Annotated in this window: 10 protein-coding genes; 5 read left to right on the forward strand and 5 right to left on the reverse strand. The window is 50.5% G+C overall.

What is annotated here, in order from left to right:
- The first annotated feature begins 32 nt into the window (after positions 1 to 32).
- From ABI361_02410 to ABI361_02420, 3 genes are all read left to right on the forward strand, one after another.
- On the forward strand, positions 33 to 3,593 hold the full coding sequence (locus ABI361_02410) for a chromosome segregation SMC family protein (protein ID MEO9319504.1): 3,561 nt from the start codon (positions 33 to 35) through the stop codon (positions 3,591 to 3,593).
- Positions 3,594 to 3,627: 34 nt separating this feature from the next.
- Positions 3,628 to 4,524 carry a cation diffusion facilitator family transporter gene (locus ABI361_02415; GenBank protein ID MEO9319505.1) on the forward strand — a complete coding sequence of 299 codons (897 nt, stop codon included), beginning with the start codon at positions 3,628 to 3,630 and terminating at the stop codon, positions 4,522 to 4,524.
- Between the two features lie 731 nt (positions 4,525 to 5,255).
- Complete coding sequence (locus ABI361_02420; protein ID MEO9319506.1) at positions 5,256 to 5,480, forward strand: winged helix-turn-helix domain-containing protein; 225 nt, start codon at positions 5,256 to 5,258, stop codon at positions 5,478 to 5,480.
- Positions 5,481 to 5,851: 371 nt separating this feature from the next.
- On the opposite strand, the gene ABI361_02425 is transcribed toward ABI361_02420, so the two are convergent.
- Positions 5,852 to 6,049, reverse strand: coding sequence for a hypothetical protein (locus ABI361_02425; GenBank protein ID MEO9319507.1), 198 nt, complete (start codon positions 6,047 to 6,049; stop codon positions 5,852 to 5,854).
- 366 nt (positions 6,050 to 6,415) lie between these two features.
- Positions 6,416 to 6,682 (reverse strand): winged helix-turn-helix domain-containing protein, encoded by a 267-nt coding sequence (locus tag ABI361_02430; protein ID MEO9319508.1) that lies wholly within the window; start codon positions 6,680 to 6,682, stop codon positions 6,416 to 6,418.
- 375 nt (positions 6,683 to 7,057) lie between these two features.
- On the opposite strand from ABI361_02430, the gene ABI361_02435 reads away from it, so the two are divergent.
- Entirely contained in the window at positions 7,058 to 7,363 is a 306-nt protein-coding gene (locus ABI361_02435; protein MEO9319509.1) for a hypothetical protein, read from the forward strand.
- 19 nt (positions 7,364 to 7,382) lie between these two features.
- Here ABI361_02435 and proS read toward each other — a convergent pair whose 3' ends face one another.
- From proS to ABI361_02450, 3 genes are all read right to left on the reverse strand, one after another.
- Positions 7,383 to 8,834, reverse strand: a complete 1,452-nt coding sequence (proS, locus tag ABI361_02440) for a proline--tRNA ligase (protein ID MEO9319510.1) — start codon at positions 8,832 to 8,834, stop codon at positions 7,383 to 7,385.
- Positions 8,835 to 8,882: 48 nt separating this feature from the next.
- Entirely contained in the window at positions 8,883 to 9,176 is a 294-nt protein-coding gene (locus tag ABI361_02445) for a hypothetical protein (protein MEO9319511.1), read from the reverse strand.
- A 70-nt stretch (positions 9,177 to 9,246) separates the two neighbouring features.
- Positions 9,247 to 10,575, reverse strand: a complete 1,329-nt coding sequence (locus ABI361_02450) for a hypothetical protein (GenBank protein ID MEO9319512.1) — start codon at positions 10,573 to 10,575, stop codon at positions 9,247 to 9,249.
- Positions 10,576 to 10,591: 16 nt separating this feature from the next.
- Between ABI361_02450 and ABI361_02455 the strand changes: the two genes are divergently transcribed.
- Positions 10,592 to 11,284: an HD domain-containing protein gene (locus ABI361_02455; GenBank protein MEO9319513.1), complete on the forward strand. Its 693-nt coding sequence runs from the start codon at positions 10,592 to 10,594 to the stop codon at positions 11,282 to 11,284.
- Positions 11,285 to 11,308 lie beyond the last annotated feature (24 nt).

Raw genomic sequence — 11,308 nt, forward strand, 5'->3', positions numbered from 1 at the left:
GCGGGCCGGCTGAGAAGTATAAAAAGCAAGAATTGGTCCACATAAAGAAGCTCGAGGTCTACGGGTTCAAGTCGTTTGGGTTCAAGAATACAAGCGTCAGCTTTGAGAAGGGACTCGTAGCCGTGACGGGGCCCAATGGATCGGGGAAGAGCAACATCCTTGATGCAATCATGTTCGCGATTGGTGAAAACAGCCCCAAGGCCATGCGTGTGGACAGGTTTCAATCCCTCTTTCATGACAGCCAGAACAGCAACCATAAACTGGTCAGAGTCAACCTTACATTCGACAACTCTGACAGAGGCATCCCAATAGACGCTGATTCAGTCACACTTGCCCGGCAGATGGAGGGGCAGAACGGAGAGAGCCAATACATCCTAAATGGCAAGACTGTTTCAAAGGGCGCCATCATGGATCTGCTAGAGATTGTCCTTGCAGACCCCAATAAACTCAATATTGTCCAGCAAGGCATGATTACGCGAATATCTGAGCTTAACTCTGAAGACAGAAGGAAGATTATAGAAGACATTGTCGGACTGTCGTATTTTGACGAAAAAAAGGCGGAGGCAATGAAGCAGCTTGACGAGGCCGACAGGAGACTCGAGGTTGCCTTCGCCCGGATGGGAGAAATCCGAAAGAGAATTGACGAACTTGAAGTTGAGCGGAACAACCAACTGCGCTACGAATACCTCAACTCGGAGATAAGCAGGCTCAAAGCCGTTGACATCTCGAACCGCATAAGGCAGATAAAACAAAAGCTCGCGACTGGAAGAGCTGCTCTTCAGTCCAATATGCAAAAGTCTGACGAGCTTTCAAAACAGCTAGAACAGCTCAGGATTCAGATTGAGTCACTCACGAAGGAAAAGACTGAATTTATGCGCCAAGTCGACGCATCAAGCAGGGCAAAGGCCGCGGTCGCATCTAAAATCAGCCAGTTGGTGCACGAGGAGGAAAGGACGCGCGCCACAATCGCTGAAAACGAGAGAAGGATCTCCGACAGCGAGAGGAGGATTTCAATCATTTCACAACGGAAAGCATCACTGGAACAGAACACGTTGGCAGGTCAAGGAGAACTTGACAAACTGGAAATCGCTGTTGAGAACCAGCGTCGGACTCTTGAATCGCTCAACGGCAGCTTGGCAGGGATTAACCAGGCTATGGAGGAAATCTCTGCAAAAACATCGGCGCAGCTCCGAGAAAGGCAGAAAGTTGAAAAAAGGCTCTCTCGCCTCACTTCGCTTCGAAGTGCCCTGGAGCTTGACGCCGCCCGTATTGAAGAGAAGTTGAAAACTATTGGCTTCAAGCGTCTCTCAAGCGACAACGCTCTCAAGACCCTTGTAGCCGAGGCGGAGGCAGCCAAGGACAGGATATCTAGGCTGAGTACATCGACAGAAACTGACGCGCAAAAGCTGGAGCAGATTCTTGCAAAGATTGAAGAGCTTGCCGCTGCAAAAGCCAGCCTGCAAGCCGAGCTTGATGCCGCCGCCCCACTGATGGCAAGAGCCAGCAGTCTAGCAACAAAAATCGAAGAGCGAGTGAGCGTCGCAAAAAAAACGGTGAACGAGGACGTTGCAATTGCGGAGCTGACCAGGAACAAGGACGAGCATGGCATAATTGGAATCATGCACGACTTGCTGAGGTGGGACAGGCATTACGAGAGGTGTGTCCTTGCCGCCGGAACTGACTGGATGAAGGCGCTGGTCGTTCAGGATTTGAAAGCAATGATTAACCTCGCCGCGTATGCGAAGCAGAAGCGGCTTGCACGGGTAAGGATTGTACCCCTTGAAATCGTCCCCGACATTAACTCGGAGCAGCAGGCTTGTCCCCCCGAATACGAATCCATGATCGTGGGAAGGCTCTCGGAAATAGTAAGATCTGACTATGACCGACTTCCCGCTTTCCTGTTCTCCGATACCCTTGTTGTAAGGGATTCGCCTTCGGCTTTTTCCCTTGCCCAGCGCGGGTACAGAACAGTGACCATCGCCGGCGAGCTTTTTGAGCCGGCGGCCGGTGCAATGGCTCTTGACTACGGCAGCAAACTGTCCAAGCTTACCAAAGCAATCCTATTTGAGGGCTCGGTCGACGGCCTCCGGGTCCTTCTTGAAAGACTCGGCAAGGTGGTTGAGAAGAATTCCCACGTTTTGCGGGAAACGGAAAGCGCACTTTCCGCGGCTGAGACTGAAAAATACAGGCTAAACATGGCACTGGGCAATTCCAAAGCAAGGCTTGAAGAGGAGCTTGTAGGAGTCACTAGTAAGGAAAGGGCGGCGCTTCAGATCCAGTCTGAGATTCACAATATTGCACAAGAAGCATCGACCCTGGTAGTCGCTTTGGACAAGGCCAAGCGGCGGCTTTCACTTATCTCTCCTGCCGTAGCGAAAATTACTGGCAAACTGCAAGCAATACCATCCAAGGTGGAGCTCGAAATGCAGTCTGCATCCAAGAGTAGCGAGCGTAACAAGTTGGTCGCCTCGGCTGATGCTGCCAACCGCGAGCTCAATCGCCTGATGGTTATCAAGAACAGCATTCTGGGAAAAATTGCACAGGAACGCGTTCAGGCACAGGAGGCTGGTGAAGAATCATCGAGGCTTTTGCAGGACATCGGGCATGCAAGGAGCCGACTGGAGCAGTTGCAGGCAGAATTGCAATCTCAGAGTCCCCGTCTGCGCGAACTAAGAGACGAGGAGCAAAAGATCATAGACGCCTCGGGAAACGCGTACGCGGTGTTGCAGGAATACGAGTCAAAGCTGAAAGTCCTATCAGATTCTGATCGCCGGCTGTCGCGAGAGAATAACGCGCTTGAGAAGGATTCGGTGCTATTGAAAAAAGAGGTTTCAGACCTTGCAAGCGAGGAAACCAAACTTACGAACGACCTGCTTTTCATGGGTTACAAGGACTCACTGCAGGAGATGGAGGTAACAGGTGCAATCCGCGAGCTTGATGCCGAGCTGGAAGAGGTAAAAACCAAAATTAACGCTCGGGCAGACGAGACTTATGTTGAAGTCATCGACGGCTATCGCGGCATGTCTGACCGCCGAAACCAGCTCGAGACTGAACGCAACTCCATAGTATCATTCATCGAGAAAGTCGGCACTGAGAAAAAGGAAGTTTTCATGGGAGCTTTCGGCAGCGTTGATTCGGACATCCGATCAACCTTTGCCAAAATGACCGGGGGTTCGGCCTGGCTTCAGATTGAAAACCCGGAAGACGTTTTTTCCAGCGGCGTCATGCTTCTCGTTCAGTTCCCAAACAAGAATGTTCCTCGCGAGTCGACATCCCTTTCTGGCGGCGAAAAAACAATAGCCGCAATAGTCTTCCTCCTGGCCCTCCAGTCCCTGAAGCCATCGCCCTTCTATCTGATGGACGAGGTCGATGCACACCTTGACGCCCAGAACACCGAGAGGCTGTCAAAGATCCTTCTGGAAAGATCGAAGAACAACCAGATTATCATGGTAACGCTCAAGGATTCGACCGTGGCAAAGGCTTCGCTCATTTACGGAGTTTACGCCAGGGAAGGAGAATCTTACGTCGTAAAATACAGAAACCCGGAACAGGTCCCACTCGCCCAGATTGCCGCGTCCGAGTCAAAGCAGTAAAAAACTAAATAGTTTCGCGAGGTAGCAGAGTCTAATGCCAGCAGATGTGCAAGAGACAAAGAAGCGCCTGAAGGTCTCGCTTGCCCTTGCCATTGGAATAGGAGTCCTAGAGATCGCGGGTGGATTCTATTCCAACAGCATATCGCTGGTAAGCGACGCAGCTCATGTCTTTACCGATGCAATGTCGATAGGTCTGAGCCTTTTTGCCATCACCTTGGCCACACGAATGCATGTCGGCGTAATGACGTATGGTTACCACCGCGCCGAGGTGCTGGCCGCCCTGGCAAACGGACTGGTGCTTGCAGGCATATCTGTTTGGGTTATTCTTGAAGCAGTACACAGGGTAATCAATCCAGCCCCCATAAACGGCCCGGTTGTAATACTGACTGCCGCCGCCGGGCTTGCGGCCAACCTTGCGATAGTGTCTCTGCTCAAAAATGATGCTCATAAAAGCATCAACGTAAAGAGCGCGTTTACACACGTCCTTTACGACGCTGTTTCTTCCGTTGCTGTCCTGCTAGTCGGCCTCATCGTTATTGTAAGCGGAAACACGTACGCGGATGCGATAGTCGCTGTGTTTATTGCGGCCCTCATTGCAAGAAGCGCCTACTCCATAGTGAAGGAGAGCACACACATACTACTGGAGGGCGCCCCGAAGGACATGGACATGAACGATATCGTAAATTCCATCAAAGAGTTCCAGCCTGTAGTGGATGTGCATGACCTCCACGTCTGGACAATTTCAAGCGGCATGCATGCATTGAGCGGCCACGTAGTTGTCAAGGACCAGATGCTGAGCCAATACAGCAGCCTCGTGGACGATATAAGTCGGATGCTTTCGGCCAAATTTGACATCCAGCATACAACGATTCAGCTGGAGCACGACAGGGAAATATCCTTCAAAAGGACAAAGTTTCCCGTCACAAAGTGACGCCTCTGGTGAGCGCTAGAGTTCGTCGATGTGAAACTTGGACATGCACCCGGTGCATTCGTATATTTCGTCGCCGACTTGACCTGATACGTTAAACTTTACAATTGTCGTGCACTTGGGACAACGTCCGTCGACTCGCCGCGCGCGCCCCGATGGGCGTACAATAGTCTTACGTCTTCTGCTACCCATTCTGGTTGCTCGTTGTTGCTCTTCCTTACCGATTTATAAATCAAGTTTTGCTGGTTTTAATTGGTCTAAGAATGGGCACGCCTAAGAGCAAGTTTCCGGCGGCGCGGTTGAATGAGCAGGAGCTTAAAGTTGGGAGGCCCCGCATGGCGGTCATTTCATCACGTCGAACTGGTCCGTATTTCCGTATGACTATCGCCGTGCAGGCAATCAAGCCATAAGGCAGTTACCGGGGGGCCAGCGACCTGGCTGATGATTATTAGCGGCGTCGCCAAGCATGAGCATTTGCCGACATCTCGATATAGAGTTGACTCTCTGACGCGCAGCCGCGAACAAATGAGCTTCTCATAAGGAGAGATAAAGAAATTGTCCGTGCACGGTTTTGTGACTAATAAGAAAGGTAGGCTGTGAGATTTGAAAGCCGATAACCTGCTGTTTACTGGTGCAATAGCATCCTCAATCATGTTCTTAAGCCGAGTCCATAATTGAAAACTGCGTCCAAAAGTGTTTTATTCAATAGCTGCGTGCTTGGTCAAGATTTGTCAATGCCTGAGGAAAGAAACAGCAATAAGATAATCAGGGACATTCTAAGTGCAGCTGTTAAGGAGGTTGGCAGGCTCGAGCTTATGCACATAGCAGCTCTTTCACATGCTCAAGCCGCAGACTACATACAGTCGCTTGTACTAGACGGCCTTTTGGAATGCAGGCGAGGGGGAGTAATCTACAAGACTACTGCCAAAGGATTGCTGTGGCTTGATTCTGTTGCTTGAAGTGAGCGGCTGCGACGATGAAACTTGGCCTTCTTTCTGTCCATAACTGATTCAGCCTTGAGCAGCCGCTATTGATTAGCTGCAGGCACGTTAAACCTGTTGGTGTGGTGTTATGGTTTGGCTCGGCTTTGTGCTGCCATTTCCTAACCAAAACTTCTCCTTGTTAGCAGCGAGTATGAGCATTCAAGGTTGCAGCACTCACAATCAATTTCAACGCATGCTATTCGTGCCTCATGGTCACATTTGTTGCACGGGCATTTGGCGGCAAGGCCAAGGTCAGCAATGGCAAGGTTTGAGCGCAGTAAGCTCGATAACAGCCATTGATTGGAGAATGAGACCGTCAAATAACCTTCAGCCTGCGAGCTATTTTTCTAATAGCTGTTGCTTTTCAACTTCTCGATATTTTGTCCCATCTGGTCGAGAAGCACTTGATTTTGTTGGAGTAATGACTGATTCTGCTGCAAGACAGCCTTGATGTCGCCTAGTAATTGGTTGTTAACGGTAGAAAGTTTTATCATTTCTCTTTTGAACAACCTTGTAAGGGCATCTAGACCTGCTTCTTCTGACATGGTACACAATACGCGCCCGTCGCTTATAGGTCATTGGTTGCCAGGCCGAACTTGGAGTGCAGATCAACAAAGCCGGCACGTGGTCCTGAATTACAGAAGTCAAGCCGCCTCATGGCAAGTACCCTGCGATGGGACCTTTACCCACGCTAGCTATTCTCATGGCGAGATTAGCGTGTTGCAACAGTCAAGCATTCGATATAGCATTACTAACCGCGAAGTATGTCCTCAAGGGCGTAAATACCATGAGCCACAGAAGCTAACTACTGTTCGAAAGAACAGGGTTATGCAATGAAACCTGCTGCAGTCCGTGGTAGGCCAGTTAAAGCCATATGGCCGCGCGGCTGCAGTATTTTGCAAAAAGACCGGCTAATCCTTTTGCGCTACAAGCGGGCCAACAGTCAGGTCGTTGAGTTTTCCATACGCTTCTAGGAACTGCAGTCCCTTTGCAGTGGTTCGGTATTTGTTTTCAGGTTTTGAATGCTCTATCAGTCCATTTTCAGTGAGCATACTGAGATATTCTTTTAGCTGAGCGTATGACAAGTAAGCACTATACATAATGCGAGTTTTTGTCGTCCCACCATTTCCTGTCTGGAGTATTTGCGAAACGATATCTGTCCGACTACGATATTTCATATTCGCAGTAGGTGCCAGATTGTTCTATATATGATCAGTGAATTGATCCAATAGAACAAAACAGCGGAGGGACTCTCCAGTTCTAATCAGGTGGAAAGGGTTCGTTGGCCGACTGGGGCGCTGAATCCTAAAGTGAAAGTTAGACGCACCCAAGCTGCACCGCACAGCCTTGGCAGGATGTACAAGCCAATACCCACTATCGGCCCATCGCCCTACTATACTAGTCCTCCGTCCTCGTATTTCTCGCCGCACTTACTGTAGGCTTTGACAAAAGTTGGCCCTGAAGTCTGCCCCAAAGCCACCGAAATTAGCCCTTTTTGCGGAGTATCCGCGTAAAGAATCAAGTTTTATATTGCAAGCGGGAAAACGAGGATCGTGTCCCTGCCATATCGCTGCACCGCGTCGAACGGTTCTCAGAGGTGTCCACAAACGCCCTCATTTGCAGTCTCGATATCTGCAGATTCAGGGGAGTTCTTGGTAGGCGTGGTTTGCGCTGATCACCAGGCAGCCATCGCGGAGAGACTGGCTGAGTTGCAAAAAGCAGGCCAGATCCCGTCAGGCGAACTTAGATTTCAGAGTCTCACAATGGTCTCGACCGACTGCGTTACGGGCAACAACGAAGACTATGTGGACATCGAGCTAAAGAGGGGCTTGGATTCGGACAGAAGGGCGACAGACTGAAGCGACATACGCCGGGAAATTAATATGCCCGGGCAAAGAGAGCTGTCTTGCGGGCCTCGCCGTTGCACAAAATGCATTTACTCAGAGTGGCCGATTCTTGCACAAATGGTAGTACTCTGATATCCGCTCCCGTGTCTTCCTTGATTCGAACCTCGCAGTCCTGTCTGCCGCACCAGAAGACCCGCACAAATCCGCCCTGCTCTATGCTGCTCTTGAATCTGTCATACGATTCGGGGGAAAAGGTGTGTGCATCGCGAAAGCTCCTTGCCCGCTCTAGCATGCCAGCCTGAATGACCTCAAGGATTCGCTGCGCGTGGCCCGGGACTTGGCTGCGCTCGACCACGGTCTTTTCCCTGCTATCCCGTCTTACAAACTCGGCCTGATTCTTCTCAATGTCCCTGGGACCAATGTTGATTCTCAGGGGCACGCCCTTGAGCTCCCACTCGTTGAATTTCCATCCTGAAGTATACTCGTCGCGCTCGTCCACATGCGCGCGAAGTCCGTGAGCAGTGAGCTCTGCTGCTACTTGCCTTGCGTATTCTTTGACCTTTGCTGCATCTTTGTCGCGGTGGATTGGTACAATGACCACCTGGATAGGCGCTACACGAGGCGGAAGAATAAGACCTTTGTCGTCACCGTGGACCATCACGATTGCCCCGATTAGCCTCCAAGAAACGCCCCATGATGTCTGCCATGCAAAGTGTTCCTTTGTATCCTTGCCAAGATACTTTATCTCAAAAGGTCTAGAAAAGTTCTGGCCCAGAAGGTGCGAGGTACCCATCTGCAGGGCTTTTCCGTCAGGCATGAGGCCCTCTATCGTGGTGGTGTAGTCCGCCCCCACAAACTTTTCCCTGTCAGACTTGAATCCTGCGATCCCCGGCACGGCGAGAATGCCTTCGATCAGTTGCATATAGATTTCAAGTATGTCGCGAACCTCCTTTTCAGCCTGCTCCTTTGTTTCATGAACCGTATGGCCTTCCTGCCACAGAAATTCAGAGGTCCTTACGAAGGGTTTGGTAGCCTTTATTTCTGCACGAAGTGCCGTGTTCCAGAAGTTTATCTTTAGAGGAAGATCCCTGTAGCTTGTGATCCATTTGGCAAAAACGGAATAGGCCAGCGTCTCTGAGGTCGGCCTAAGGGCCAGCCTTTCGCTCAGTTGGTTATTTCCTGCCTGAGTGACCCAGAATACTTCCGGCGTAAAGCCGCTAAAATGATCCTCCTCCTTGGCCAAGAGACTTTCCGGGATTAAGACCGGAAGAAAGCCGTTCTGGTGTCCAGTCTCTTTGAATTTTCTGTCAAGCATGTCCCGAATTGTCTCCCAAATCGAATAACCATAAGGCCGGAGGATCACAAAGCCCTTGACAGGGGCGTAGTCAACAAGACCGGCCTTTAGAACGACCTGAGTATACCATTCGCTAAAATCTTCATCCTTTTTGACAGTGATGCCCACGTCGTGGGATTGAGATGTCAACAGAAACCCCCCTGGCAGTGCATATTATGAAGCTTGTTCTTTGACAGCCTAGAGAGGCTCGCCTTTGCAGAATACCTTTCCGACGGGTCTGCTGAAAAAATTGCGGCAAACATAGCACTGAAGAAACCCAATTTCTTTGCCCAGAACAGGGCAGTCGACTGCTTCTTCCTTCATCCTCTTCAGCATCTTTGGGCTCACGCCCTTGATCTTCAGTTTACCCTTGTCGTCCATCAGCCCCGATGCCTGAAGCTCTTTCTTTGCTTCATCGGTAACTTTGATTGGCTTGTCTACGTGTTTTATTATAACAAGGTGTTTCACACCGTCGGGCAACGTCTCGCTCATAATGCAAAAATTCGCTTGGCAGGTATATCACCCTTTTGTCGCTAAAAAATGCAGAGGCCGCTGCCTAGAGCTAGCCAAAGAAGCTGCTGATACGCGTCTGAGTTTTCAACTCTGAAAATAACTTGCTCAACATAGCAATTTCCTTGGCCGACATTGAATGACGGGATGTTGCGCTGGATATGGCTTCTTCAATAGACCCAAAGGTTTCCGGCGAAAATTTCAATGCCTGGCGAACTCCCTCCCTGACCTGCCAGACTCCCATCGGCATTACGTAGCCGGCATGAATTTCCCGCAAGACCAGTGCGGCTGACTTGCGACCTGTTCTGCCTAGATGCTCGGCCACGGCAAGTCTCGCAGCAAAGTATGCTCCCGCGGTGCTGGGGTAATGCTTGAGCCCGTTTGCAGACTCGAAGTCCGAGGCGGATACGGCTTTGCCGTCTGGGCCAAACCAAGATTCGACCAACTCGAATGACCAGACCTCGCTTGGAATTAGGATAACGGAATAAGTATTTTCGAGATGATTAAACGATGTAACTTCGTAGCAGTCTATCGACGGACTGTCGTGGATAGCCGCGATGAGTTCTTTAGAAATCATGTCATCGGTCGCTGTGATTGCCCACCTCGTCGGCACGAGCTTTCTTTTTTTTCGTGCCCCCAGCATGCCCATGCTAATTATGCGGGATATGCTGCTCACCTGTAATCCGCGACGGTAGAGGCGGACAACAGCGTCGGTCGCGTTCATGTCGCCGTCGTAATAGACTGACTCGATTCGGGAATCCGCAGGGGTCGGGGAGACTGTCAACTGCTTTAGTGGCGCGGAGGGCCCAAACGGAGCTGCCGCGGTATTGAGGACCGCGTCGCTCTCTTCGAGAGCCAGGAAAGTAGCGGGCTTTTTGTCAAGGACGACGTCACTATCTGCAGGCCTTTGACTCATAGCCAAGTCCTGCAATGTCTCAATGTACCGCCCTTCTGTCTCGTTGACCTTCACTTCCCGGGTCCCTCTGATGAGACTAAGCCTGTACGTTGCGATTTCGTCAATGGATTTGCCAGTCCACATTTCTGGAGTGTCAAGGAGCGATGTATCGCCGGACTCCGTAGGAAGCATGGGGCCGACTCGAACCTTCGGATAGCCAAACCGACCAACAAAAACAGAAGGAGGGCTTGAGCCCTGGACCGGCTCCGACGGAATTTTCAGGGCCTGCTCCGCCAATAGGCGGATCCAGTTCTGTTCCAAGCGCTTTCTTATTTCTGCAGGAGTCACGCTCACCAGGCCGAACCCACCATTATTGCTTATGGAGGCATTATCAAGTCTTCCGGACGGAGAAATCGAATGCTTTGCACATGCTAGGACAGGAGTGGATTTCCCGACAGTCTCAGCAACTCTTTTCTTGTACCTCACTGCATTAGCACAATAGATGCACAATCCATATGCGCAGACAACCAGGGAGGGTTTCATACGGTTTCTGGAGCACGATGCAAAGATCAGGATCGACAGCTTGATCAATGGTGCCATCGAGCTTGCCGAAGAAGTCCACGCCGGGCTGTTGCGCGAAGACGGCAGCTCCCCATTCTTGGAGTCGCATACTTGGCCAGTCGCAATTGATGTCGTTACACACTACCGGACAAACAACCGAACAATTACGAGTGTCGAGATAGTTGCAGCCATACTCCACGACATTATGGAGGACGATGAAAGAATTCTCGATTTATTCCATTCAAAGTCCTACGGCTTTGATGCATACATTTCATACAGGTTCGGTGGTAAAATCCAGGAAATTGCAAGCCGGCTAAAGATTCCATCGTTGGACAACTTTCAGGGCCAGACGACTTCCGAACAAGAAACCGCAAGGTTCCAGTCGTACGCCGAAATGCTATACGAGGCAGATTATGATATCAAGGTCATAAAGCTCGCGGACAGACTGAACAATATGGCATTTATCAGCAAGATTCCGGGGCATGCAAAAATCAGGCGCTATCTGCGCGAGGCAGAGGATTTTTACATCGCGTACACGATGCTTCCGCCCAAGATGACAGGATTCTACAATAGGATGCGGTCAGAATACGAAAAACTCAGGTCCCTTCAGCCGGTTGTTACAAAAGCCATTTAAAGGCATCACATGGCAGTAAAAGGT

It is taken from the genome of Nitrososphaera sp., from assembly GCA_039938515.1.
In the GTDB taxonomy this organism is placed as follows: Archaea; Thermoproteota; Nitrososphaeria; order Nitrososphaerales; family Nitrososphaeraceae; genus Nitrososphaera.